Below are 24,971 nucleotides of genomic sequence, written 5' to 3' on the forward strand. Positions count from 1 at the left end.
CCGGGGCCCCTCCTAAGGGCAACGGCCGGAATTTTCCCGTCGGGGCGCTCAGCGGGGCCGGCCGAGTGCTGCCGCCGGACGCAGGTCCTCCTCGAGTCCTCCGCCCGTGGCCGCCGCGGCCAGGGCCCGTCCCAGCCGAGGTGCCTGTTTGAACAGGTTGTGCCCGGCGGCGAAGAAGATCCCGTCGGCCTCCCAGACCGCCATGCCGTCCTCGCTCCACGGCAGGCTCGTCACCCAGCAGTGCAGGTACTCGACGGGCTCGGGGTCCAGGCCGGGCAGTGCGCGGGAGACGTACGCGCGGGCGCGGTCGTTGAGCGCCACCAGTGCCCGGGGGTCCGCGAAACTGCCGTCCTCCCGTACCTCGACCGTCTCGCTGAGGCCCACCGCGTACCGGCTGTTGCCGGGGTAGGGGGTGGCATAGACGCCGACCTCGCCGAAGGCGCCGCTGCTGTCCTGCAGGCAGGCGACCCGCTGCGGGGGCGCTCCCCTGAGCCGGAAGGTGAGGCGGACGTGGGCTGCCGGCTGCACGGGCAGCGACAGCCCCACGGTGCGCGCGAGGCGGGCCGTGCCCGTGCCCGCGCACACCACGGCCGCCGCGTACTCCTCGCGGCCGACGGAGCTGAGCACCTCCACCGTGCCGCGGCCCGTCGGATGCAGCGAGATGACCTCGTCGGTGACCACCGCGTCGCCCAGGGCGTCGGTCAGGCTCTCGACGGCGGCACGGGTACGGATGGCGCCACCGCCCTCGTCGAGCATCGCGGGGCCGCCGTAGTCGGCGAGCAGCGGCATACGGGCGTGGAGCTCGGCGCTGTCCACGGTCCGGGCCGGTATGCCGCCGGCCTCCCGCAGAATGCGCAGTCTCCCGGGAACGGAACCGCCCAGGGCGACCACTCCGTCACCGGAGACCATCTCGGCCCCCAGCCGCTCGGCCCACTCGTCCCAGACGGCGCGGCCCTGCCGGGTGAACTCGACCAGGCGGGGGTCGTCGTGCGCGTGGCGGAAGATGCGGGACTGCCCGCCGGACTGCCCGTGGCCCGGAACGCCGCTCTCGTAGACCCGCACCGGCGTTCCGCGCTCGGCCAGTGCGAAGGCGGTGCAGAGGCCGACGATGCCGGCTCCCACCACGGCCACCTCGGGAACCCGGGCCATTGGATCGCCTCACTTCACGTCGTGGAGCTGTCGCCCTGCCGAGCAGGGACCGGGTGCATCGGCCGCCGCCGCGAACCGGCGCATCACCGGGTCCGGGTGCGGCGGGGCTGCACCGGGTTCCCCTCCCCTCGGGCCTGACACCGGTCCGGGACATGCCGCACCGGCCGCGGGCCGCGGCGCACTGACCGGTCGGTCCGGCGAGCGTGCGGAGTCCGTCGCGGCGACGGTCGCCGGGCGCGACCGGCGTGGCGCTGGGCGTGCACGACGAGCGCATCGTGGCCACCGGGTTCGAGCAGTGGCTGCGGGACCGGCGGAGCCGGGAGTGAGGGCGTGAGCGTGGTCCGCCGGGCCGCACGGGATCTACCGTCGGAGCCATGACACACGCAGAGCGCTTCGAAGGCCACGCAGTCCTCGTCACCGGCGCCGCCCGCGGGATCGGCCGGGCCGTCGCCCGCCGGCTCGCCGGGGAAGGGGCGCGGGTGCTGGTGACCGACGTCGACCCGGCCGCGGCGCGGCGGACCGCCGGCGAGCTGCGGCAGGAGGGGCTCGAGACGGCCGGGTTCGTCTGCGACGTCGCGGACCGCGCCTCCGTCGAGGCGGCCGTCGCGCACGCCGTGGACACCTTCGGCGCCCTCGACGTCCTGGTGAACAACGCCTACGGCTGCACCCCCGACGCCCCGCTCTTCGAGGACGAGCCCGACGAGGCGTGGGCCCACGACCTGGACCTCACCCTGACCGGCGCCTACCGGTGCAGCCGGGCCGCCCTGCCCCACCTGGCCGCCGGCGGACGCGGCGCCATCGTGAACATCGGCTCGGTCAACGGCCTGCAGGACTTCGGCAACCACGCCTACAGCGCCGCCAAGGCGGGCCTCGCCTCCCTGACCCGCACGCTCGCCGGGCACGCGGCCGCCCGGGGCGTGCGGGTCAACCTGGTCGTTCCGGGGACCGTGCGCACCGGCGCGTGGGAGGGCCGCGACGACGATCTGGAGGAGATCCGGGCGCTGTACCCGCTCGGCCGGGTGGGCGAGCCGGAGGACATCGCCGCCGCCGTCGCGTTCCTCGCCTCCCGTGACGCCGCCTGGGTCACCGGCACCTCGGTCGTCGTCGACGGCGGCATCACCGCGGTGCACACCGGTTTCAGGCGGGCGACCGGCCGCGGCGAGGAGGACTGAGGCCCGTCGGCCCGGCCGGTCGGCGTGCGGGCAGGTGTACGTGTGCGTGACGACCGTCACGGCCGAACTTCACTGTTTCGTCACAGCTCTCGCCCTGCTACAACCCAAGGACGCGTGATGCTGTCTAGTTCATCGACAACGGCGCACACGACGCACACGGGGCCAGGGAGAGGGCGGACATGGGGGACATACGCAGACGAGGGGTGGTAGCCCTGGGGATGACGGCGCTGGTGGCGCCGCTCACCCTCGCACTGGGCACCGGACCGGCGCAGGCGGCGAGCAGCTGCACCACGCAGGCCGGGCCGTACCAGAAGCAGGTGGAGAAGTTCCTCGGCCGGCCGGTCGACGGGAAGCAGTCCTCCACCGACTGCCGGGCCATCCAGGCCTTCCAGAACAAGCACGGCATCACCCCGAACATCGGGTACGCGGGACCCGTCACCTGGGGCGTGATGGACCTGATGAACAAGCAGAAGGCGGTCGGGAACAACCCGAACAAGGACCACAAGTGTCCGACGAACAAGGGCCGGATCGCCTGCGTGAACCTCACGCTCCAGCTCAGCTGGATCCAGGACGGCAGCCGGCTCGTCTACGGGCCGGTCCCGGTGCGCACCGGGCGCGACGGCTACGAGACCCGCACCGGCCTGAAGAAGATCTACTGGCGGCACATCAACCACGTGTCCACGATCTACAACGTGTCGATGCCGTACAGCCAGTTCTTCGACGGCGGGCAGGCCTTCCACTCGGTGGGCCTGAGCATGTGGAACCCGCCGGGGTCGCACGGCTGCGTCAACATGACCACCGCGACCGCCAAGAAGTACTGGTCGCTGCTGAAGACCGGCGACGACGTCTTCGTCTACGGCCGCAAGCCGGGCACCTGACCGGCACGGGCGGACGTGTCGCGTGACACACGACGGGCGGGCGGCTCCCCACGGGGCCGCCCGCTCGTCGTGGTGCGCGCGTTCCCGCAGGTCGCGGCGGACTCCCGGGCGGGTGCGGGCGGTTGGGCACGGCTTTTTCCTGCGAGATGGACGTGATCAGCAACACGGTCCGATTTGCCCGGAATATCGCGTATTAACTCACGCGGCCTTCACCTTGGACACCGTAAGATTCACACCATGTCCACCACTGTTGAACCCGTTTCCGAGCGATCGGCTGCGGAGGTCAACGAGGAGATCCGGGCGTTGTGGCTCCGGTCGGGCGGGACACTGAGCGTCGAGCAGCGCGCGGAGTACCAGCGCCTCGTCCTGGAGTGGGCCGCCGTGGCCCAGCAGCGGGCCGACGCGGCCTGACCGCCGCTCCGCACGCCGGGCGGCCACCGCGCGCCGCACCCCCCGGAAATCCCCGTACCACCGCATCACGCGCACACCAGGGCCGCTTCCCGCGGCCCGTCAGCTCCACGTCGTCGAGTAGTACCGCTGGTACGCCTTGCGGTCCCGCTCGGCACGCAGGTAGCGGGTGGCGACCAGCGCCACCAGGCTGCCCGCGATCACCAGCAGGCCGGGACCGACGGCGCCGGGGTCCGTGAGCCGCGCCACCAGCGTCCGTCCCGTGCCCGCGCCGCCCGTGACCGGGGCCGTCGAACCCGGCGAGGCCGCGCCCGGTGCGATCGCCGCCTGGGTCGGGGAGGCCGACGGAACGGCGGCTCCGGACGAGGGCGACGCGCTCGCCCCGCCCGCCGCCTGCGCGGACACGATCAGCTTCACGTTCAGCCGGGTCAGCGCCGCCGTCACCGGCTGGAAGAACGTCGTGCCGCCCGTGGTGCAGTCGCCGCTGCCGCCCGAGGTCACCCCGAGCGCGATCCCGTCCGAGAACAGCGGGCCGCCGCTGTCGCCCGGTTCGGCGCACACGTTCGTCTCGATCAGCCCGGTGACCGTCCCCTCCGGGTAGTTCACCGTCGCGTCGAGCGCGGTGACCTGCCCGTCGTGCAGCCCGCTGGTGCTGCCGCTGCGGAACACCCGCTGCCCGACGGACGGGTCGGCGAGCCCGGTGATCCGGACGCCGTTGCCGTTGCCGATCGCCACGACGTCGGCGCCCTCGCCCGCCGCGCCGTTCGCGTACTGCACCAGGGAGAAGTCCGCGCCCGGGAAGGCGGAGTTCACGGTCCGGCCGACGGGCCGGCTGCCCTGGTTGTCGGCGAACCACTGCGCGCCCGCGGGACCGCAGTGCCCCGCGGTGAGGATGAAGTCCCGCTGCCCGTCGGTCACGTTGAAGCCGGCCGAACACCGGCCCCCGGTCGACAGGATGGGCTGTGCGCCGTTCAGCCGGGGCGTGAAGGTGCCCGGGGTGCGCTCCATGCGCACGAAGCTGCCGATGCCGTCCGCCACCCGCGTCAGCCGGGCCCAGTCGGCGGCCGACACGGTGCTGTCGCCGCGCACCACCACGCGGTTGGTGCGGTAGTCCAGCGCCCAGGCCGTGCCGGCCACGCGCGGCGCCGAACGCAGCGCCGACGCGGCCGCCTCGAGTTCGTTCATGCTGTGGCCGACGACCTTCGCCTCGGCGCCGGCCCGCTCGACCTCGGCGGCCGTGCGCGCGTCGGTGACCGCGACCACCGTCCGCCCGTCGTCGCCGACCCAACTGCCCGCCGTGCGGGCCGTACCGAGGCGGTCCACGAGGTCCGCGCCCGTCGCGGAGAGCGTCCGGGCCGCGCCCCGCTGCGCGGCCGGGCCGCCCGGTTCACCGGCCATGGCGGACTGCGCGACCATGGCCCCGCCCAGGAGCAGTCCGCCGACGGCCGCAAGTCGTGTCACTCGCCGGACGATCCGCCGTCGTACGTGCCTCATGCATCGCTCCCGAACCCGAACGCGCGCGGCGTCGACACCGCGGGGCGCTCCGGTCGTCGAGCACCCACCGTCCATACGGGCCCGGAGGGCGCGGCGTTCAAGGCCGCACGGGGGCTGCGGAGATCGGGAGGGGTCCTGCGGGGCCCGGCGCCCCTAGACTGCCGGGATGGACGAGACGCTGCTCGACCGGCTCGGAGCGGGCAAGTACCTGCTCCTGACCAGCTACCGGAAGAACGGAACGGCCGTCGCGACCCCGGTGTGGGTGGTCCGCGACGGGGACGCGCTCGGGGTCTGGACGACCGCCGACTCGTGGAAGGTCAAGCGGATCAGGGCCCGCCCCGGTGTCCTCGTGGGGCCTTGCGACCTGCGCGGGCACCCGACCGGCGACCAGGTGCCGGCCACCGCGGAGATCGTCGACGCCGCGACCGTGGGCCGCTACCGGCAGCTCATCGCCCGCAAGTACGGCCTCACCGGCCGGCTCACCCTGCTGGGCAGCCGCCTGCGCCGCGGGCTGGACGGCACGGTGGGCATCCGCGTGACGCCGGGCGCGGCCGACGGCGCGACGGACTGACGCACGGGGGCCCGGACCGGCCGGCCGGTCCGGGCCCCCGCACACCGTGCGGTCACGGCGCGTCCGTCACCGTTCCCGTGAACACGGTGCCGCCGGGCACCGGCCGCCCCTCGTCGTCGGTCTGCTCGAACCGCACCGACTCCGCCGGCTCGGCCACCTGGTCGGTGAGCGTCGGCAGGCTGAAGTCATAACGGGTCGCGCCCGCCGGGAAGTCCACCCACACCCAGGCGTCGGCGGCGGACAGCGGACGCTCCGGGTCGGGCTCCGCCCCGGTCCACTCGCTCAGCCACCGCGGGTCGACGTCCTTGGTGGACAACTCCGCCCCCTCGGTCACCGGGACGATCCGGAACGGCAGCCAGATGTCCACCGCGCTCGGCTCCGACAGCGCCAGCCGCCAGCCGAGGGCCGCGCCCTCGGTCACCCGGCCGGCGGTCGGTGTCACCGTGAGGGCGGGCATCGGGTCGTCGTTCTCGACGGTGATGCCACCCCGGTGCGCCCCGACCACGGCGCCGTGCACCGCCTTGACGGCGATGTCGTGCTGGACGTCGTAGGAGAACGCCGTGTCGCCGCGCACCGCCACCGACACGTCGACGGCGTGGCCGCCGGGCCGCACCGTGACCAGCCGGTCCCGGCCGCGGCCGGTGCCCGGGTCGAGGACGTAGACGCGGACCTGCCCGGAGCCGTGCCCGGAGACGCGGACCGGCACGGTGTAGGTGCGCACGCCGGAGTCGCCCTCCTTGACCGTCGTACGGCCCACGTCGACGCGCGGCAGCGCCGCGGCCCGCACGGCCGGGGTGCCGGGACGCCACCCCCAGGCGTCGACCAGCCAGGCCCGCCCGGCGCCCGAACGCGGGGTGAGTGCCAGCGAGGTGACGTGCCGCAGGTCCAGTCCGGCGCGGGTGGCCGCGGTGAGCGGGACGCGGACCTCGCGCGCCCAGTAGGAGGCGGTCCGCCCGCTGCCCGGCAGCGCCTCGACCGTGACCCGGCCCAGGGCGGCCCGGCGGCCGGAGGCGTCGGTGACGGCCACGTCGGACGGGGTGCGCCCGCTGCCGGGCGGCACGATGACGCGCAGCGCGAGGCTGTGGGCACCGGCGAGGGACACCGCGGCCCGCGGCCGCACCGCGACGGTCGTACCGCCCGGCGCGGTCCAGGCCAGCGCCACCGCGCGGCGGCCGGTCTCGCGGTCGGTCTCCCAGCCCGCGAAGTGCGGGGAGGAGCCGGGGACTTCGGGGTCCAGGCAGGCGACGGCCGGGTCGGGGTCGACGGCCGAGCAGAGCCGGCCGCCGGTCACGGTCACCGGCCCGTCCGGCAGAAACCCTCCGGCCCGCCGGGCGCCCACCGCGTGCGTCAGGACGCGGGCCGGGTCGGCGGACGGTGCGCGCAGGCCGGTGCCGTCCAGCAGCGGCCGCGCCCGGTCGTCACCGGCCACGAACAGCCGGGCCGCCGCGGCGATGTAGGTGGTGCCGGCCCGGTGCTGCTGGTCGGCGGTCAGCCGGGTGGGGGTGCCGGGGGAGCACACCGGGTCGCGTTCCCCCTCGTCGTCCCAGAAGTCGTCGGAGGCGGGCGCCTCGGCCTGGCCGGGCGTCCACTCGCTGTTGAAGAAATTGTGGTTGGCGCCGACGACGTAGACCGCGCTGTGCAGGGCGGTGCCCTTGCTGACGCCGCGGGTACCGTCGACGTACACCTCGCCCTGGAGGTCGGACACGTCGCCGTCGCAGCCGGGCAGGATCGTGGCGGACGGGACGTCGGCGACCGGATTCTGGCCGAAGATCGTCGGTCCGACGAGCACGGTGCCGCGGATCCTCCAGCGCACCGGGCCGCGGTAGCCGTCCTGGCCGGCGGGTGGCGGGTAGAGGCTGTCCATCGCGGCCCGGTTGACGCCCTCGCCGCCGCGCGAGTGGCCCACGAGCAGCACGCGCGACAGGTCGGCCCGCGGCACGCCGCGCAGCGCGGCCGGGGCGTGGCCCGGGTGGGCGGCCCAGTCGGCCCAGTCGGCCAGGTGCCGGCGCACCAGCGACGAGCGGGCCTCGGCGCCGCCGTCCTCGGCCTGCCAGTCCTGGCCGTTGATGCCGTTGGCGGCGATCGAGACGGTCACGTAGCCCTGGGAGGCGAGGAGTTGCTGGTCGCGGAGGTAGCCGCGGTGACTGGGGATCGGCCGGTAGCCGTCGGCGCAGGGCCAGTCACCGGTGACGTCGTCCTCGGCGCCCGGCCGGTAGCAGGTGGAGTGCCGGCCGTGCAGGAAGAGCGCCAACGGCCGCCTGCCGGCCGCGTTCCTGGGCGCGACCACCACGGCCTTCATCTCCACGGGCCGGGGCAGGCCGGGCAGCGTCACCGGCTGCAGGTCGTAGGCCGAGGTGGCCGTGCGGTACGAGCCGGGCCGGCCGGGGTCGACCGCGCCGGCCGGCGCCGGCGCGGCGGGCGCGACGGCGGCCGGCGGGGTGGCGGGCGGCGCGGTGCGGCGGCCGGCGGCACCCCGTTCGGCGGGGGCGTCCAGCCGGCGCCCGGAGGCCAGCACCCGGAGGTCCTTCAGGTCGGACGGGCGGCCCTGGGCGAGGCCGAGCCGGAAGGTGCGGCCGTCCCGGCCCGCCTGCGGGACGCCGAGCAGCCGGTCGCCCGCGTGGAACTCCACGCGGGCGTCGCCCATGGGCACCGGGGCGGGCGCGTGCCAGACCAGCTCGCGCCGGTCACCTCGCGCGGAGAGCTGCCAGCCGGGTGGCAGCCCCGTGTCGGACAGCGTGGTCGACGGTCGTGTTCCGGGCGGCTGCTGGGCCGCCGCCAGGCCGGGTGTGCCCGCCAGTGTCGCGAGCAACGCGACGGCGGTGACACCTATGTGCCGGGCACGGATCAATGGTCCCCTCCTCGCACGTGGCGCGCGGGCGACCCGTCGGTCCCGGGAGCCTCACGCGCCCCGGAGGATGCGGGACGGTCCCTGTGGGTTGCCTGTGACCCGCAGGTCCGGCGCGTTCCGGCGCCGGGATCCGGCCATCCGGGAGCCGGGGGAGGGGCGTGACGGGGGCTCAGGTCCAGGCGCGCAGCGGCTCGTCGACGAGCTGGAAGACCGGCTCGCCGCGCACCGGGTCCTGGGCCGTCGACAGCCGGACGCGGTCACCGCTGTGGATGCCGATGGGCGGACCCATGACCCGGCCCCGGACGACGAAGCCCTCCGCCATCTCGATCAGCGACACGTTGCGCGCGGCGGGCGTGTTGCGGTGCACCACCGTGGAGTGGCGGACCGTGCCCGTGCCCTGGCTGCGCTCGGTGCGCAGGTCGCTGCCCCGGCAGACCGGACAGAGCACCCGGTGGTACACGGCGGTGCCGCAGTAGGTGCAGCGCTGGAACAGGATCGCCTCGCCGTCGGGTCCCCGGCGGTCGAGGACGCCCGCCGGGGCGCCGGTGGTCTGCTGAACGCCGTCTCCTGCGAAGTGGTACACGCTGGTCAACTCCCTGCACTACGCCGGAATCCACGCGCACGGCCCGGCCGTGCACCCGTCCGCGCGGCCGCCGTGCCACCGCGCACCCGCTCAATGTATGGCACTCAGTGCCAGGCGTAAAGATACTGCGTACCACGAATGAGGAACCGGGTGCCTACCACTTCTGGAAGAGTCCTTGCGCGGTCTGCGAGTGGTCCTCGAGCGGGGCTGTAGCGCCCGATGCCGCACCTGGCACTCAGTGCCCCGTGCCGGGTGCGGGGCGGCCCGCCCGGCCCGCCCGCGGGGGCGCCGCCGCCACGCCGTAGCCTGTCGGGGCCCCGCCCGCCGTGACCTGGAGAGACCGCATGGCCGACGCCCGCCCCCGCATCCTGTACGTCAGCGACCTGGCGTACCCGGCCCGCGGGCGCCGCTACTGCGACGAGGACATCCTGCTGACCTCCCGGCTGCGCGCCGGGTTCGACCTCGCCCTGTGCCACCCGCGCGACGCGGCCGCCCTGATGGACGCCTTCGACGCAGTCGTGGTCCGCAACAGCGGCCCGGTCCTCGGCTACCGGGCGGAGTACGACGCCTTCCGCGAGCGCGCCCTGCGGCAGGGCACCCGCGTCTACAACCCGCTCACCGGACGCGCGGACATGGCCGGCAAGCAGTACCTGCTCGACCTGAGCGCGGCCGGACTGCCCGTCATCCCGACCGTGGACCGCGCCGAGGACCTGCACCGGCTGCCCGAGGCCGGCCGCTACGTCGTCAAGCCCCGCCTCGGCGCCGACTCGATCGGCCTGCGGATCGTGACTCGCGCCGAGCTGCCCGCCCTCGCCGACGGCACGGTGCTGGTCCAGCCCCACGTCGACTTCGCCTACGAGGTCTCCTTCTGCTTCGTCGACGACGCCTTCCAGTACGCCCTGTACGCCCCGGACCCGGCTCGGCGCTGGGAGCTCCGGCCGTACGAACCCACCGTGCGCGACCTGGAGTTCGCCCGCCGCTTCATCGAGTGGAACGGGCTGCGGCACGGCATCCAGCGGGTGGACGCCTGCCGCGCGCCCGACGGGGAGCTGCTGCTGGTGGAGCTGGAGGACCTCAACCCCTACCTGTCCCTGGACGCCCTGGACGAGGACCGGCGGGAGGCGTTCGTGGCCGCCTTCGCCGCGTCCCTGCACCGGTTCCTGGCCGACGGCGGCCGCACGCACTGAACCCGGACGGCGGCCCGCACGTACCACTCCCCGGGGACACCGAAGGAGGCAGCGTGCCGACACCGCCCGAACCGGGGGAGCCCCCCGAGCGCCCGGAGCGCCCGGTGCTGGAACCGATCCGGGTCCTGCGGCCCCGCCGCACCGACGCCCTCGCGGAGCTGTTCCGCGAGCTGACCGAGGACCGCCCGTCCGCCGGTTACGGACCGGTCGCCCGGGGCGCGGGCCGCCCCGGCGGTGAGGCCGACACCGAGGAACTCCCGCCCGTGCCCGGCGGATCGGCCACCCCCGCACCCGGTGCCCACCGTCCCGGCCACGCCGGCCGCGCCCACCGTCCCGCCTGCGCCGGCTGCGCCGGCCGCCCCGGTCCGCGGCGCGCCGCCGTCGCCGGAGGCGTCCTCGTCGCCGCCCTCGCCGGCTTCGCCTGCGCCCTGCTGCTGCCCGGCCCGGGCGGCGGAGCAGCCGGGCGGACCCCTCCGGCGGCCGCGGCCCCGACCGGCCCGGCCCCGACCGGCCCGGCCCCCGGCGACCCCGACGGGCCCGGCACCCTCCGCGAGGGCGACAGCGGACCCGAGGTGACCGACCTCCAGGAACGTCTGCGCCGCGTCCCGGACGTCTACGACGACGGCCCCACCGACGGCCGCTACGGCACCGTCCTCGCGGAGGCCGTCGCCCGCTTCCAGCTCTGGTACGGCATCCGCGGCGACGAGAGCGGCGTCTACGGCGACGACACCCGGCGCGACCTGGAGTCACGGACGTGACCACGGCGGAGCGCCCCGGCGACGCCCCGCCCGGTGCAGCGGTGCCCGGTGCCTCAGCGCGCGGTGTCGTCCTCGGGGACGCGGATGTCCAGCACGCACACGTCGTCGCGCTGCTCGGCCTCCAGGACGGCACCGAGGAGCCGGTCGAGCGAGGCCGTGCCGGCGACGGCCTGGGCCGCGACGGCCCCGGCCAGGCGTTCCAGGCCGCGGTCGATGTTCTCCGCGGGCCGCTCGACCAGCCCGTCGGTGTAGAGCAGTACGCGGTCCCCGGGCCGCAGCAGGCACTCGGCCTCACCGTAACGGGGCGTGTCCGACGCGCCGAGGAGCATCCCGGCGGGCCGGTCGAGGTAGCGGACCGCGCCGTCGCGCACCAGCAGCGGCGGCGGGTGCCCCGCCTGCGCCCAGAGCAGGCGCCGCTCGGCGGGGTCGTAGCGGGCCAGCACCATGGTGGCCGTGCCGTGCGAGTCGCGGGAGTGCAGCAGCAGGGCGCTCAGCCGGTTCAGGGCACCCGTCAGGGACGAACCGGTGATCACCATGCCCTTGGCGGTGAACCGCAGTTGGGCCATGGTCGCCACGGCGTCCATGCCGTGCCCCGCGACGTCGCCGACGACGAACAGGGCGTCGCCGTCGGGCAGCTGGATGGCGCTGAACCAGTCGCCGCCGACGTTCAGCCCCGACTGGGCGGGCAGGTAGGCCACTTCGACGCGCAGCCCGGCCAGCCGCACCGGCTCCTTCGGCAGCGGCAGCAGCGCGTCCTGGAGGCGGGCGGCCACCGTCCGCTCGGCCTGGAGGACACCGTGCTGGGTCAGCATGGCGCGTTCGCTGGCGACCAGGGCGAGTTCGGCGCTGCGCTGCGCGGTGAGGTCCTGCACGAAGCCGTGCACCTCCACCGGCGTGCCGTACTGGTCCGTCACGGCCTCGGCGACGGCCCGCAGGTGCCGGACGCCGCCGCGGGTGACGATGCGGAACGGCACGTCGCACGGCCGTCCCAGCCGCACCAGCTCGCCGACCGCCCGGGCCAGTCCGGGCACGTCCTCGGGCAGGGCGAGTTCGGGCAGGTCGGTCAACTGCACGGGGCCCAGCGCCGGATCGCGCTCGAATATGGTGAACACCTAACGACCAGCCGATGTCGCCGCTGGCGAGGTTCCAGTTGGCCCAGCCCAGGTTCCCCAGCCGCTGCACGTCCGCGAGCCGCTGCTCCTGCCGGTCCGAGGGGTCGTACGGCAGCCAGCTCAGGACGAGTCCGTCGCCGAGCCGCTCCACGTGCGCGCAGAACGTGGACAGTTCGGCCTCGCCGTCCACCATCCGCTGCCGGGCGACGGGCTCGCCCGTGAACGGCGTGCCCCGGGTGAGGGTGTCCAGGCAGCCGTGCCACAGCGTCTCGGCGGCGATCGTCGGCCAGCACTCCAGCAGCCGCAGCCCGATCAGCCGGCGCCCGCTGCGGCCGGTGGAGTCGACGGTGTCGACGGTGGCCGCGTCGACGCGGAAGTCCTCGACGGAGCCCGACGGTCCGCGCACCGGGGTGAGCAGGACGGCGGGTAGGGGGAGCCGGTCGAACACGGCCTGCACGGCGTCCACCGCGGAGCCGACCGCGGGCTCCTGGCGGGTGCCGAACATGGCCAGCGGGCCGGCGCACAGCCGCACGGCTGCCTCGAGCTGCTCGCGGGAGCGCGGCGTGAACGGCGCGCCGACGCGGCGCAGGAACCCGATGACGACGGCGGCCTCCTCCGCGCCGGAGTCGCCGAAGGCGTCCGTACCGGGGTCGTCGTCGGCACCGTCGGCCGTACCAGGGGCGTCGCCGGCACCGAGGACCGGGAGCCAGGCCCGGGACCCCCACCGCTCGGGCGGTTCCCCGATCAGCAGGTAGCGCTTGCGGTCGGCGCTCAGGTCCTCCAGCCAGCGGGGCTCACCGCTGCGCAGGGCCTCCAGCGGGGCGATCCCGGCGAGCGGCGGCACCTGTTGCCACTGCACGGCCAGGGCGTCGTCGATGCCCGCGTGGCCGATCAGTTCCAGGCCACCGGCGGGCAGGCGGGCGTAGAGGAGCACCGCGTCGGCGCCCACGTCCGGCGCCACGTGCTCCAGCAGGCAGCGCGCCAGGTCCTGCGGGGCGCCCACCCGGACCAGGGACCGGGCGAGCCGGGCGAGGGAGACGGAGACGTCCTCGGCGGTGGCCGGCGGGACGGCGCGCAGCGGTGCGACGGCGTCGGGGGCGTGGGGTCCCGGCGCCGGGGCGCGGGGCGGGGCCAGCGTGCCGAGGGTGATCCAGCACTCCTCAAGGAGCGTGCGCCGCGCGGCCTTCGCCCGCTGGACGAGCGTGTCGTGGGCGGCGTCGGGGGTGCAGCCGAGCCGGGCCATGACGGCCCCCTTGGCGCGTTCGATCACCGCCGAGGTGGCCGCCACGTCCTGCAGGCGGTCCATCTCGGCGCGCTGCCGCGCCACCACCCGGGTCAGCGCGGCCAGATCGGGCGCGCCGCCCGGGTCTCCGGGCACCGCGGGTTCGCTCGTCACGGAACGAGCATGACACAGGTGGGGTCGTTCGATCGCGGTCTCGGGGCAGAGCGCGAGCGCCCCGCGGTCACCGTCCGGCGGTGTGCTCCACCAGGGCCTCGGTCACCGCGCGCACGCTGCGGGCGATGTGCTGGAGCTGCATGATCTCCGCGGCGTACAGCTTGATCGTGTGTTCGATGACCGACTCGGCGAGGCCCAGGCGTGGCAGGTCGGCGCGGGCGGTCTGCAGGGCGGTGCGGGCGACCCGGATCTCCTGCTGGACCTGGAGGTGCGCGTGGCGGGCGAGCAGCACCGGGTGGCGCAGCAGCGCCGGGTAGCTCGCGTAGCGGGCGGGCACCAGCTCGCGCAGCCACTTGGTCGCCGAGCGCTCCCAGTCATAGCTGCCGGGGGTCTTCACCTGGCGCGGCCAGTCCGGGCTGATGCGCGTCGTCGTCAGGGGCATGATCATCGCTTCCGGTGTACGGCGTCGGGACGGGTGGTCCGACCTGGCGGGGCGGCCCCGGCCCAGGGGATGACCGGGGCCGCCACGGGCACGCGCGCCGGGCGGTGCCCCGGGCACCCGTGCGCCGGCGTGGGTAGGGGACGGCGGCTCGGGGTGTCCGAACGGGAGCCCTGTCGGGCGGGTGCGGCCGTGAGCAGTATTTATATATGCCGTCCCCTTGGCAAGACGTATGAAAACATTCATGTGCGCTGGGCGCGCAGTGATCCGGCGTCAGATTCCCAGCGGGGGGGGGGCTGCGGCGGCCCGGGTCAGTCCCGCAGGAAGAAGTGGTGCTGCTCGGCGATCTGCTCGTACTCCTCCAGCCGCGCCTGGGTGCGCTCCGGACCGGCGTCGGTCATGGCCTGCAGCAGGGCGGCGGACATCACGCCCGGCGCCGCGTAGGAGTCGAACACCAGCCGCGAGCCGGTGCCCGTGGCGAAGGTGACGTCGGCCTCGTCGGCCATCGGTCCCAGCGCCAGGTCGGTCACCAGGGCGACCTTCAGGCCCGCGCTGCGCGCCACCCGCACCGCGGTCAGCGTCTCCCGCGCGTGCCGTGGCATGGAGAACGCCAGCACCCAGGTGCCCCCGGCCTCCCGGGACTGCAGCAGCGCGTCGTAGGCGACACTGCCCCCGCGGGTCACCACCCGGACGTCCGGGTGGATCCGGCGTGCGGCGTAGGCGAAGTACTCGGCGAGCGAGGCGGAGATGCGCAGCCCGAGGACGGTCAGCGGGGTCGACTCCGACAGGCTGCGGCCGACGTCGATCACCCGGTCCGGGTCGGCGAAGTCACGGCGCAGGTTCTCCAGGTTCTCGATCTCCGCGTCGACCGCCGACTGCAGTTCGTTGCTGCGGTTGACCTCGTCCGTCGCCGGGCCCCCGGCCAGCGCCCCGAGGGCGATCGCCTGGAGCTTCTCCCGCAGCGCCGGGTAGCCGCTGAAGCCGACCGCGCCCGCGAACCGGGTCACGGAGGGCTGGCTGACGCCCACCCGCTCGGCGAGGTCGGTGATCGACAGGAACGCCGCCTCGGTGATGTGCTCGATCAGGTACTGGGCGATGCGGCGCTGCCCCGGGGACAGCTGGGGCCGGTCGAAGAGTTCCCTGAGCCGGGACGTCGGAGAGCCCTCGGCCTCCGGGGCGGTCCTGCCCGAGGTGATCGCTGATGCCTGCGCACGTGCCTGCTGCGGCGATGGCACGGGTGCGCCTCCTTTGTCTCCCACGAGCACTCAACATAGCCCACCGGCCGCGCCCGAACCGGGGCCGCGAGCACACCCGTCGGGCCCCGCACGACCCGCGCGACCTGCGCCGCCGCGCGGGTACGCCCGGGGGCCCGGCAAGATCCCGGCACGGGTCCTACCGGCGGTACAGCGTGATCGAGTGGCCCACCTCGTCCACCGGCCGGCTGCCGTCCAGCAGCCGTGCCAGGGCGCCCCGCGCCTTGGCCGCCGCCGAGTCCGACACGACCAGCAGTCCGCGCACCTCGCCGGCGGGGACCCGCAGCGGGTCCGCGGCGTGGATGCCGTAGGCGGACGGGACCCCGCTGCCCTTGTACACGAGCCACACCCGCTCACCGGGGTAGCGCTCGCGCAGCCGGTCCGCGAGCCGGCCCAGGTCCTGGCCCCAGTCCACGTTGGAGTCGTGCAGCCACACGTGCGTGCGGGCCGGCCCGCCGAACGCCTCGTTGGCGTACGGCAGGTAATAGGGGAATGTCCGCAGCGAGCTGACCGCCACCCACGCCACCAGCAGCACCGTCGCCCAGGCCGCCCACCGGGCCCGCGCCCCGACGCCGGTCCGGACCCGGTCGCGCGGCCCGGCCCGCAGGGTCACGACGCACCCGCCGGCCACCGCGAGGAAGAGCGGCAGGAACACGACGTACCGCGTGCCGAAGTCCCGGGCCCCGGTCATCGCCGCGGCCAGCAGCGTGCCGGACGGCAGCAGCAGGTACGGCGCCGCCGGGCGCAGCCGCCGCACCGCCGGCAGGGCCACCGCCCCGGCCGCCCACAGCGCGAGCAGCCCGAGCGGGGTCTTCACCAGCAGCGCGGCCGGCAGGTAGTACCAGCGTGAACCGGTGTACAGGTGCCCGAACAGGAAGCCCTGCCACGGCTGGTTCTCCAGCCCGAACTGCATCCGCAGGCCGTCCCGGTAGGCCGGCGGGAAGGGCAGCAGGTCGACGAGCAGACCGCGCAGCCCGTGCACCGCGGGCACGTGGGTGGCGCCCGGGTCCCACCGCAGCCGCGGGTCCACAGCCAGGTACGCCGCCCACACGACGGCGACCGCGGCCCCCGCCACGACGCCGGCCCCGGCCAGGGCCCGCCACCGGCGGGTGGGCCACAGCGCGAGCGCGGCCAGGGCCATCAGCACCGGCACGGCGGGCAGCGCGCTCATCTTCGTCGCCAGCGCCGCCCCCAGCGCGGCCCCCGCGAGCGGCAGACAACGGCGCGGTCGCTCGCGGGCCCGCCACAGCAGCCATACCGACGTCAGCAGGAAGCCGGCCGTCGGCACGTCGAGCGTGGCCAGCGCACCGTGGGCGATCACGTCGGGCGAGAAGGCGTACAGGGCGAGCGCCACGGCTCCCGCCGCGGGACCGGCCAGGTCGCGGGCGAAGGCGAACACCACCAGCCCGAACAGCAACGTCAGCACGACGACCGGCAGCCGCGCCCACAGCATCAGCCGGCCGGGGTCGTTGCCCGTGCCGTACAGCAGCCGGCGTCCCGCCGCGGTCTGGTCACCGGTGTACGACGGGTCGACGCGCGGGCCGGCCGCCGCGACCCCGACGGCGATGACCAGCTTGCCCAGGGGCGGGTGCTCGGCGTTGTAGCGGACCCGGTGCGCGTGCAGGTAGTCGGCGGCGGTGGCCACGTACACCGGCTCGTCGATGGTCGGCGTCTGCTGCACGGCCGTGGTGACCATGGCGACCGCCATCTGACCGAGCAGCACCGCCACGAGCAGCGCCACGAGCCGGGGGCGGCGCGCCCGCGCGGCGGCGGACCCGCGCGCGTCCAGCGGGGGAGCCGGGGCCGAGTGCAGTGTGCGCGCCATCATTCCCCAGGAGTCGGACCGGCGGACCTCCCGCCCTGCCCACAGGTACGGCCCGCGGCCCGCCGGGGTTCAGCGCGATCCGGGCCGAGCCGTTCTCAGTGCCGGGGCAGCCCCGCCACCTCCCGCACCACCAGGTCCGCCCGCTCCCGGGTCGCCGCCACCAGCACGGCGTTCGCCTCGTCCGAGCGGTGCACCCACGCCACCGCCTCCTCGTGGCTCTTGCCGAACTCCTCGTGCCGGGCCACCAGACGGCGCACCCGCTCGCCGGCGTCCAGGTCGCAGAACCACACCTCGTCCAGGCACGGGCGCACCCGCGCCCACGCGCCCGTGCCCAGCAGCAGGTAGTTGCCCTCCGTCACCACCAGCCGTGCGGCCGGCGGCACCGGGATCGCGCCCGCCAGGGGCTGTTCGAGGACCCGCTCGAAGCCGGGCGCGTACACGGTGTCGGGCTCGTCGTCGCGCAGCCGGCGCAGCAGCGCCGCGTACCCGGCGGCGTCGAACGTCTCGGGCGCCCCCTTGCGGTCGCGCAGCCCCAGCCGGTCCAGTTCCTGGTCCGCGAGGTGGAAGCCGTCCATGGGCACGTGCGCCACCCACGGCTCACCGCCGGCGTTCAGCGCCTCCACCAGGTGCTCGGCGAGCGTCGTCTTGCCCGCGCCGGGACCGCCCGCGATCCCGAGGAGGGCGCGGTGGCCGTCGCGGACCAGGGAACGCGCACGCAGGAGGAGATCGTCGAACACCACAGACGCAGCACTCACGGACACACCGCACAGTGTGGCACCGCCCCACCGAGGTACTGCGAGCAGCCCCGGCCCCGCCGGGGAGGAGGAGGACGCCCGTGCCCGACGACGAGACGCAGATCCGCACCCTGATCACCCGCTGGGCCGACGCGGTGCGCCGCGGCGACCTGGAGGGCGTGCTCGCGGGGCACGCCGAGGATCTCGTCCTGTACTACGTGCCCCCGCCCGACGGGGGTTTCCGCGGCCTGGCCGCCTACCGGGCGCTCTGGCCGCCGTTCTTCGCCTGGCAGTCCCAGGGGGCGGCCTTCGACCTCGACACCCTCGACGTGACCGCCGGCGCCCAGGTCGCGTTCGCCCACGCCCCGGTGCGCTGCGATCCGCCCGGGGACCCGGCCGGGCCGCCCGCGCCGCGACTGCGGCTGACGTTCGGACTGCGCAAGGAACGCGGGCGCTGGCTGATCGCCCACGAGCACCACTCCTTCCCGCACGACTGATCCCGTGGGGTGTTGTGGCGTGCGCCACCCGGTGGGCGGGCCCGGAGCGGGGAACGGTGTCCTGTATGACGACGCAGCTCGGTCTACCGGACACGATCCAGGCCTGCCTCTTCGACCTCGACGGGGTCGTCACGCGCACGGCCGTGGTCCACGCGGCCGCCTGGAAGGAGATGTTCGACGCTTTCCTGCGCGCCCGCGACGGCGACTCCTTCCGGCCCTTCAGCGACGACGACTACGGCCAGTACGTGGACGGACGGCCACGCGCCGACGGCGTGCGCAGCTTCCTCGCCTCGCGGGGCATCGAGCTGCCCGAGGGCACCCCCGACGACCCGCCCGACGCCGAGACCGTCCACGGCCTCGGCAACCGCAAGAACGAACTGCTCCTGGAGAGGATCCGCACCGACGGCGTCGAGGCGTACGAGGGCACCCTGCGCTACCTGGACGCGGTCCGCGCCCGGGGCCTGCGCACGGCGATCGTCTCCTCCAGCGCCAACACCCGTGACGTCCTGCGCTCGATCCACGCCGAGGACCTGTTCGACGTGCGCATCGACGGCGTGGTGGCCGCCGAGCGGGGGCTGCCGGGCAAGCCGAACCCGGACACCTTCCTCGCCGCCGCCCGCGACCTCGGCGTGGAGCCGTCCCGCGCGGCCGTCTTCGAGGACGCCCTGGCCGGCATGGACGCGGGCCGCTCCGGGCACTTCGGGTACGTCGTCGGCGTCGACCGCGTGGGCCAGACCGACGCCCTGTACGCGCACGGCGCGGACATCGTCGTCAAAGACCTCGCCGAACTGGGGGCACAGGCGTGATCACCGAAGGGGCGTACGCCGTCGAGCCGTGGTGCGTGCGCGAGACCGAGCTGAACCTGGACGTCCTCGCCCAGAGCGAGTCGGTGTTCGCCCTGTCCAACGGGCACGTCGGCTGGCGCGGCAACCTCGACGAGGGCGAGCCGCACGGCCTGCCCGGCGCCTACCTCAACGGCGTGCACGAGGTCCACCCGCTGCCGTACGCGGAGGCCGGCTACGGCTACCCGGAGTCCGGCCAGACCGTCATCAACGTCACCAACGGCAAGGTGCTGCGGCTCCTCGTCGACGACGAGCCGTTCGACCTGCGCTACGGGCGCCTGGTCTCCCACGAGCGCGTGCTCGACCTGCGCCGGGGCGTGCTGGAGCGGACCTGCGAGTGGACCTCGCCGGCCGGCACCACGGTCCGGGTGCGCTCCACCCGGCTGGTGTCGCTGACCCAGCGGGCCGTGGCCGCCATCGCCTACGAGGTGGAGGCCGTCGGCAGCCGCAGCCGGGTGGTGATCCAGTCCGAGCTGGTCGCCAACGAGAGCCTCCCCGAACCCAACGGCGACCCGCGCGCCGCGCGCGCCCTGAAGTCGCCGCTGGAGCCCGAGGAGGACTTCACCGCCGGCCGGCGGCTGCGCCTGGTCCACCGCACCCGGCGCAGCGGACTGCGCGTCGCGGTCGCCGCCGACCACGTCGTCAGCGGGCCCGAGCGGACCACCACCGCCAGCGAGAGCAACGTCGACGTCGCCCGCCTGACCGTCACCTCCGTGCTGGAGCCCGGCGAGACCCTGCGCGTGGAGAAGCTGGTCGCCCACGGCTGGTCGGCGGCCCGTTCCCGGCCCGCGATGAGCGACCAGGTCGAGGCGGCGCTCGCGGCGGCCGGGCACAGCGGCTGGCAGGGACTGCTCGACGAGCAGCGCGACTACCTCGACGACTTCTGGGCCCGCGCCGACGTCGAGGTCGAGGGCGACGAGGAGATCCAGCAGGCGGTGCGCTTCGCGCTCTTCCACGTCCTGCAGGCCGGCGCCCGCGCCGAGCAGCGCGCCATCCCCGCCAAGGGGCTGACCGGGTCCGGCTACGACGGGCACGCCTTCTGGGACACCGAGACCTTCGTCCTGCCGCTGCTGACGTACACCTCGCCCGAGGCGGTCGCCGAGGCGCTGCGCTGGCGGCAGAACACCCTGCCCGCCGCCCGCGAGCGCGCCGCCCAGCTCGGCCTGCGCGGCGCGGCGTTCCCCTGGCGCACCATCGAGGGCTCGGAGGGCTCGGCGTACTGGCCCGCCGGCACCGCCGCCTTCCACGTGAACGCCGACATAGCGGACGCCGTCAAGCGCTACGTGGTGGCCACCGGCGACACCGACTTCGAACGCGACACGGGCGTGGAACTGCTGGTGGAGACCGCCCGCCTGTGGCGTTCGCTGGGCCACCACGACCCGCACGGCGCCTTCCACATCGACGGGGTCACCGGCCCCGACGAGTACAGCGCCATCGCCGACGACAACACGTACACCAACCTGATGGCCCGGGCGAACCTGCTCGCCGCCGCCGAGGCCGTCGAGCGCCACCCGAAGGAGGCCGCCCGGCTCGGCGTGGACGACGAGGAGAGCGCGGCCTGGCGGGACGCCGCCGAAGCGGTCAACGTGCCGTACAACCACGAGCTGGGGGTGCACGAGCAGCACGCGGGGTTCACCCGGTACCAGCGCTGGGACTTCGCCGGCACCCGGCCCGACCAGTACCCGCTGCTGCTGCACTTCCCGTACTTCGACCTGTACCGCAAGCAGGTGGTGAAGCAGGCCGACCTGGTGCTGGCGATGTACACCTGCCCCGAGCACTTCGACGACGAGCAGGTCGCCCGCAACTTCGCCTACTACGAGCCGCTGACCGTGCGGGACTCCTCGCTGTCGGCGTGCGTGCAGGCGGTCATCGCGGCCCAGGCGGGACACCTGCGGCTGGCCTACGAGTACACGGCCGAGGCCGCGCTGATGGACCTGCACGACCTGGAGCAGAACACCCGCGACGGACTGCACATCGCGTCGCTGGCCGGCACCTGGATGGCGCTGGTCGCCGGGTTCGGCGGGCTGCGCGACGAGCGCGGGACGCTGTGCTTCAAGCCGCGCCTGCCGGAGAAGTTCAGCCGGCTGGCCTTCAGCCTGCAGTTCCGCGACAGCCGCCTGCACGTGGAGATCACCCCGGGCAAGGCGGCCTACCGCCTGCTGTCCGGGCCGCCCCTGACGCTCCGGCACTACGGCGCACCGCTCACCGTCGACGGTGACGGACCCGAGGTGCGGGCCGTGCCGTCGCTCCCCGCCCGGCCGACGCCCGAACAGCCGCCGCACCGCGCCCCGCACGTGCGCTGACCGCCCGCGTCCCCGACCGGCCCCGTCCAGCGCGGCGGCCGGCCGGGGTCTGGGCTAGTTTGACCGTGTTGTCCCGGTGCCCGTCCCCCTCCGGGCCGCGGGGTCCTGTGACCCCGCGACGGGCGAGGCGAAGGTCGGACGATGGTCTACGGCGTGGATGCCCTGTTCACCGGAGTGCGGCGGCGCGAGCCGCGGGCGCGCGCCGGCCCGGCCTGGCAGGCCCGCGACGACGCGCTCCTCGCGGCCGTCGCCGGCGCCTTCACCCTCGCCCAACTGCTGCTGGTCGGACCGGGCCTCGGCCTCGGCTGGGACGAGACCGTGTACGTCAGCCAGGTCGGCGCCCAGGCCCCGGCGTCCTCCTTCAGCGCCCCGCGCGCCCGTGGCGTGTCCCTGCTGGTCGCCCCGGTGGCCTCCTGGTCGACGTCCACCGCCCTGCTGCGCGTCTACCTCGCCCTGCTGTCCGGTCTGGTCCTCTACCTGGCGCTGCGCCAGTGGCGCGGCCTCTTCCCGGCCCGCGTCCTGGCCGGCGCCGGGGCGCTCTTCGCCACCCTGTGGGTCACGCTCTTCTACGGCCCCCAGGTCATGCCCAACCTGTGGGTGGCGCTCGGCGCGCTGATCTGCGTCGGCTGCTTCCTGCGGGCATGCGCGGACGGGCCGGACCGCGCCGCCCTGTGGGGCGTGGGGGCGGGCGCCGCGCTCATGGCGTGGATGCGGCCCACCGACGCGGCGTGGGTGGCGGCGCCCCTGCTCCTCCTCGCCCCGGCGACCCGCCGCCTGCGGCTCCTGGCGGCGCTGGTGGCGGGCCTCGCGGCGGGCGCGGCCGAGTGGGTGATCGAGGCGTACGTCCGCTACGGCGGCCTCGCCGAGCGCCTGTCGGAGGGTTCCCGCGTCCAGGGCGGCCTGGGCTGGCACGTCGCCGTGGCCGACCAGATGCGCGGCCTCGTCGGGCGCACCCTGTGCCGTCCGTGCACGGCGCCGATGCCTCACCCGGTGGTGCTGCTGTGGTGGTTCGCCCTGCCGCTGCTGGCCGCGCTGGGCCTGGTCGTCGCGGTCCGGGCCGGCCGGACCGCCCGCACCCTGGTACCCCTCGCCTGCGCCGTCACGGCCGCCTTCCCGTACCTGTTCCTCATCGGCTACGCCGCCCCGCGCTTCCTGCTGCCCGCCTACGCGCTGCTGGCCCTGCCCGTCGCCGACGCGCTGCTCCACCTCGTGCGCGGGCCCGACGGCCGCCGGCGTCCGGTGGCCGCCGTGCTGGTGGCCTGCGCGCTGGCCGGCCACCTGGGCGTGCAGTACGCCGTCCTGCACCGCACCGTCGAGCGGACCACCGCCGACCGTGTCACCTGGACCCGCACCGCCACCGGGCTGCACCGTCTCGGCGTCCGCCCGCCCTGTCTGCTCGTCGGGGACCAGGCGATCCCCGTCGCGTACTACGCCGGCTGCGCCTCCGCCGCGACACGAGGGCCGGACACGACCACGACCGAGGCGGGCATCCGCGCCACCGCCGACCGGATCCCCGTGGCCCACCTCACCGGCCCCGGCCACCCCACGCCCGCCTACGCGCGGACGTGGGACGACCACCGGATCGGCGAGGTCAGCGTGCAGGTCGCCCCGACGGCCCGGCGGAGCGCCGTCCGATGACCCCGGCGACCGGGACGACGTCGACGACCCGGAGGACCAGGGAGCAGGCGGCACCCCCGCCCATCGTCGTCGCCGGGAAGTCCACCACCGGCCCCGCGGACGCCGCTCCCGGCGTCGACAAGTCCGCCTCCGGTGCCCCGAGATCCGCTGCTTGCGTGGACAAGCCCGTTTCCGGTGCCGCGAGAGCCGCTCCGGGCGCCGAGAAGCCCGGCCCCGATGCTGCGACATCCGTTCCCGGCGTCGAGAAGACCGCCCCCGGCTCTGCGAGGGCCGCCCCCGGCGTCAAGGAGTCCGCACCCACCTCCGCCTTACGTCGCGTCCGGTGGCACCTCGCGCTCGCGCTCGCCGTCCTGGCCGCCGTCGCCTACGTCGCCCGGCGCCACTGGCCCGTCCTGGAGAGCGGCGCCGGACGGCTCGCCGACGCCGATCACGGCTGGCTGCTGCTGGGAGCCGCGCTCACCCCGGCCACCTGGCTGTGCGCCGCCCTGGCCCAGCAGGGCGCGGTGACCCGGCCGCTGCCCCGCGCGCGGCTCGTCGCCGCCCAGTTCGCCGCCTCCGCCGCCAACCACCTGCTGCCCGCCGGGCTCGGCGCGGGCGCGGTCACCCTGCGCTTCCTGCTGCGCTGCGGCGTCCCGGCCGGGCGCTCGGCCACCGCCGTCGCCGTCAAGGGCATCGCCGCGGTCCTGGCCCGCTGCGCCCTCATCGCCGTCCTGGCCCTCGGCTGCCCCGGTGTCCTGCGCCTGCCGCAGGTCTCCGCCACGGCCCTCGCCGTGGCCGGCGGGTCGGCGCTGGCCCTCGCCGCGCTGCTGCGGGGCCCGCTGCGCCCGCGCTGGCGGCGGGCGGCGGCCGCGGTCCTCGGCGACATCCGCGCCGTGCACGCCCGGCCGGGCCGGGCGGCGGCCCTGTGGGGCGGCTCGCTGGCCTTCGCCGTGCTGCACGCGCTGGTGCTGGTCGCCGTCGCCCACGCGGTCGGCCTGCCCCTCGCGCCGGCCCGGGTGGCCCTGCTCTACCTCGCCGCCAGCAGCGCCGCCGCCCTGCTGCCCACCCCGGGCGGCCTCGGCTCCCTCGACGCGGTGCTGGCCTTCGCCCTCACCGCGGCCGGCAGCCCCGGCGCGACCGCCGCGTCCGCCGTCCTCGGCTACCGGCTGCTGACGGCGTGGCTGCCCCTGCTGCCCGGCCTGCTGGTCCTGGGCCTGCTGGTCCGGCGCCGCGCGGTGTGAACGCCGGCGCCCCTCTCCGCCGCGCTCGCGGCAAGTGCCGTGATTGGGCGGCCGCTGACGGGAAACGCGGACCAGGACGATCAGGCCCCCGGCCAGCGAAGGAGGCACCCATGGGCACCGAGCCCGAGACGATGGGCGACGACGCCTACCAGCCCACCGGAACCAACGAGGAGCAGGAGGACGCGTCCCCGCTGGACCTGCAGGACGCCCTCGACGAGCGCACCTACGACGACACTCTCGACGAGGGCTACTCGCCGCCGGAGAAGCCGCTGGGCGTGACCAAGTACGGCACCACCGCGGCCGAGCAGCACGAGGGCGAGTCCCTCGACCAGCGCCTCGCCCAGGAGGTCCCGGACGCCACCGAGCCCCTCGGTGACGACGTGGGCGACCTCCCCGGCGGCGAGGGCGAACCCGTGGACCCCGAGGCGGGCACACGGCGGGCCGGCCGGCTCGTCGCCCCCGACGAGGGCGCCCACACCGACGAGACGAAGGAAGAGGTCGCCCAGGACGTCGGCATCGACGCGGGCGCCGCCGGCGCCGAGGAGGCGGCGGTCCACATCGTCGACGACAGCGACCTGCCGGAGGAACGGGAGTCGGGGGAGTACTAGTACCAGTCCTCCCGCAGGGGTGCCTCAGGGGCCGGGCGGTTCTCCGCCCGGCCCCC

The 24,971-nt window shown here is 75.5% G+C and carries 20 protein-coding genes and 2 pseudogenes; 13 read left to right on the forward strand and 9 right to left on the reverse strand.

The genetic code is table 11. The annotated features are described in order from the left end of the window. Positions 1 to 48: 48 nt before the first annotated feature. Positions 49 to 1,149 carry an NAD(P)/FAD-dependent oxidoreductase gene (locus E4U92_RS15335; protein ID WP_137300925.1) on the reverse strand — a complete coding sequence of 367 codons (1,101 nt, stop codon included), beginning with the start codon at positions 1,147 to 1,149 and terminating at the stop codon, positions 49 to 51. A gap of 203 nt (positions 1,150 to 1,352) precedes the next feature. Between E4U92_RS15335 and E4U92_RS37035 the strand changes: the two genes are divergently transcribed. The 4 genes from E4U92_RS37035 to E4U92_RS35900 all read left to right on the forward strand — a co-directional run bounded on the left by E4U92_RS37035 (position 1,353) and on the right by E4U92_RS35900 (position 3,610). Further along, positions 1,353 to 1,475 (forward strand): hypothetical protein, encoded by a 123-nt coding sequence (locus E4U92_RS37035; RefSeq protein WP_268253513.1) that lies wholly within the window; start codon positions 1,353 to 1,355, stop codon positions 1,473 to 1,475. Between the two features lie 48 nt (positions 1,476 to 1,523). Then, positions 1,524 to 2,321, forward strand: coding sequence for an SDR family NAD(P)-dependent oxidoreductase (locus tag E4U92_RS15340; protein ID WP_137300926.1), 798 nt, complete (start codon positions 1,524 to 1,526; stop codon positions 2,319 to 2,321). Between the two features lie 179 nt (positions 2,322 to 2,500). After that, on the forward strand, positions 2,501 to 3,199 hold the full coding sequence (locus tag E4U92_RS15345) for a L,D-transpeptidase family protein (protein WP_137300927.1): 699 nt from the start codon (positions 2,501 to 2,503) through the stop codon (positions 3,197 to 3,199). A gap of 237 nt (positions 3,200 to 3,436) precedes the next feature. Beyond that, positions 3,437 to 3,610: a hypothetical protein gene (locus tag E4U92_RS35900; protein ID WP_168374517.1), complete on the forward strand. Its 174-nt coding sequence runs from the start codon at positions 3,437 to 3,439 to the stop codon at positions 3,608 to 3,610. A gap of 99 nt (positions 3,611 to 3,709) precedes the next feature. Here E4U92_RS35900 and E4U92_RS15350 read toward each other — a convergent pair whose 3' ends face one another. Then, positions 3,710 to 5,101, reverse strand: a complete 1,392-nt coding sequence (locus E4U92_RS15350) for a S1 family peptidase (protein WP_137300928.1) — start codon at positions 5,099 to 5,101, stop codon at positions 3,710 to 3,712. Positions 5,102 to 5,267: 166 nt separating this feature from the next. On the opposite strand from E4U92_RS15350, the gene E4U92_RS15355 reads away from it, so the two are divergent. Beyond that, on the forward strand, positions 5,268 to 5,672 hold the full coding sequence (locus E4U92_RS15355) for a PPOX class F420-dependent oxidoreductase (protein WP_137300929.1): 405 nt from the start codon (positions 5,268 to 5,270) through the stop codon (positions 5,670 to 5,672). A gap of 52 nt (positions 5,673 to 5,724) precedes the next feature. Here E4U92_RS15355 and E4U92_RS15360 read toward each other — a convergent pair whose 3' ends face one another. Both E4U92_RS15360 and E4U92_RS15365 read right to left on the reverse strand, forming a co-directional pair. Further along, entirely contained in the window at positions 5,725 to 8,520 is a 2,796-nt protein-coding gene (locus E4U92_RS15360; RefSeq protein ID WP_137300930.1) for a hypothetical protein, read from the reverse strand. 169 nt (positions 8,521 to 8,689) lie between these two features. Next, complete coding sequence (locus tag E4U92_RS15365) at positions 8,690 to 9,103, reverse strand: Zn-ribbon domain-containing OB-fold protein (RefSeq protein ID WP_137300931.1); 414 nt, start codon at positions 9,101 to 9,103, stop codon at positions 8,690 to 8,692. Positions 9,104 to 9,447: 344 nt separating this feature from the next. Between E4U92_RS15365 and E4U92_RS15370 the strand changes: the two genes are divergently transcribed. Both E4U92_RS15370 and E4U92_RS15375 read left to right on the forward strand, forming a co-directional pair. Beyond that, entirely contained in the window at positions 9,448 to 10,290 is an 843-nt protein-coding gene (locus tag E4U92_RS15370) for an ATP-grasp domain-containing protein (protein ID WP_137300932.1), read from the forward strand. Positions 10,291 to 10,343: 53 nt separating this feature from the next. Continuing rightward, entirely contained in the window at positions 10,344 to 11,048 is a 705-nt protein-coding gene (locus E4U92_RS15375) for a peptidoglycan-binding domain-containing protein (RefSeq protein ID WP_137300933.1), read from the forward strand. 53 nt (positions 11,049 to 11,101) lie between these two features. On the opposite strand, the pseudogene E4U92_RS15380 reads toward E4U92_RS15375, so the two are convergent. The 5 genes and pseudogenes from E4U92_RS15380 to E4U92_RS15400 form a co-directional block, all read right to left on the reverse strand. Then, positions 11,102 to 13,556: pseudogene (locus tag E4U92_RS15380) on the reverse strand (SpoIIE family protein phosphatase). 67 nt (positions 13,557 to 13,623) lie between these two features. After that, a complete protein-coding gene (locus tag E4U92_RS15385) occupies positions 13,624 to 14,004 on the reverse strand; it encodes a hypothetical protein (RefSeq protein WP_174863866.1) in 381 nt (126 codons plus the stop codon). 302 nt (positions 14,005 to 14,306) lie between these two features. Next, positions 14,307 to 15,230 carry a MurR/RpiR family transcriptional regulator gene (locus E4U92_RS15390; protein WP_168725121.1) on the reverse strand — a complete coding sequence of 308 codons (924 nt, stop codon included), beginning with the start codon at positions 15,228 to 15,230 and terminating at the stop codon, positions 14,307 to 14,309. Positions 15,231 to 15,387: 157 nt separating this feature from the next. Further along, positions 15,388 to 17,076 (reverse strand): phospholipid carrier-dependent glycosyltransferase, encoded by a 1,689-nt coding sequence (locus E4U92_RS15395; RefSeq protein ID WP_373311457.1) that lies wholly within the window; start codon positions 17,074 to 17,076, stop codon positions 15,388 to 15,390. A 92-nt stretch (positions 17,077 to 17,168) separates the two neighbouring features. Next, a complete protein-coding gene (locus tag E4U92_RS15400; RefSeq protein ID WP_174863868.1) occupies positions 17,169 to 17,828 on the reverse strand; it encodes a nucleoside/nucleotide kinase family protein in 660 nt (219 codons plus the stop codon). 80 nt (positions 17,829 to 17,908) lie between these two features. On the opposite strand from E4U92_RS15400, the gene E4U92_RS15405 reads away from it, so the two are divergent. The 6 genes and pseudogenes from E4U92_RS15405 (at position 17,909) to E4U92_RS15430 (ending at position 24,915) form a co-directional block, all read left to right on the forward strand. Continuing rightward, the gene (locus E4U92_RS15405) at positions 17,909 to 18,304 is read left to right on the forward strand and encodes a YybH family protein (RefSeq protein WP_137300935.1); all 396 of its coding nucleotides are present in this window, start codon (positions 17,909 to 17,911) and stop codon (positions 18,302 to 18,304) included. Between the two features lie 65 nt (positions 18,305 to 18,369). Next, positions 18,370 to 19,110, forward strand: a complete 741-nt coding sequence (locus E4U92_RS15410) for a beta-phosphoglucomutase family hydrolase (RefSeq protein ID WP_137300936.1) — start codon at positions 18,370 to 18,372, stop codon at positions 19,108 to 19,110. Further along, on the forward strand, positions 19,107 to 21,449 hold the full coding sequence (locus E4U92_RS15415) for a glycoside hydrolase family 65 protein (protein ID WP_137300937.1): 2,343 nt from the start codon (positions 19,107 to 19,109) through the stop codon (positions 21,447 to 21,449). The genes E4U92_RS15410 and E4U92_RS15415 overlap by 4 nt, the downstream gene beginning before the upstream one ends. A 141-nt stretch (positions 21,450 to 21,590) precedes the next feature. Continuing rightward, the gene (locus tag E4U92_RS15420) at positions 21,591 to 23,087 is read left to right on the forward strand and encodes a hypothetical protein (protein ID WP_137300938.1); all 1,497 of its coding nucleotides are present in this window, start codon (positions 21,591 to 21,593) and stop codon (positions 23,085 to 23,087) included. A gap of 311 nt (positions 23,088 to 23,398) precedes the next feature. Further along, positions 23,399 to 24,307, forward strand: a pseudogene (locus tag E4U92_RS15425) (lysylphosphatidylglycerol synthase transmembrane domain-containing protein); the annotation flags it as partial. Between the two features lie 110 nt (positions 24,308 to 24,417). Continuing rightward, the gene (locus tag E4U92_RS15430) at positions 24,418 to 24,915 is read left to right on the forward strand and encodes a DUF5709 domain-containing protein (protein WP_137300940.1); all 498 of its coding nucleotides are present in this window, start codon (positions 24,418 to 24,420) and stop codon (positions 24,913 to 24,915) included. Positions 24,916 to 24,971: the final 56 nt, after the last annotated feature.

Source organism: Streptomyces galbus (assembly GCF_005280195.1).
Taxonomy (GTDB): domain Bacteria; phylum Actinomycetota; class Actinomycetes; order Streptomycetales; family Streptomycetaceae; genus Streptomyces; species Streptomyces galbus.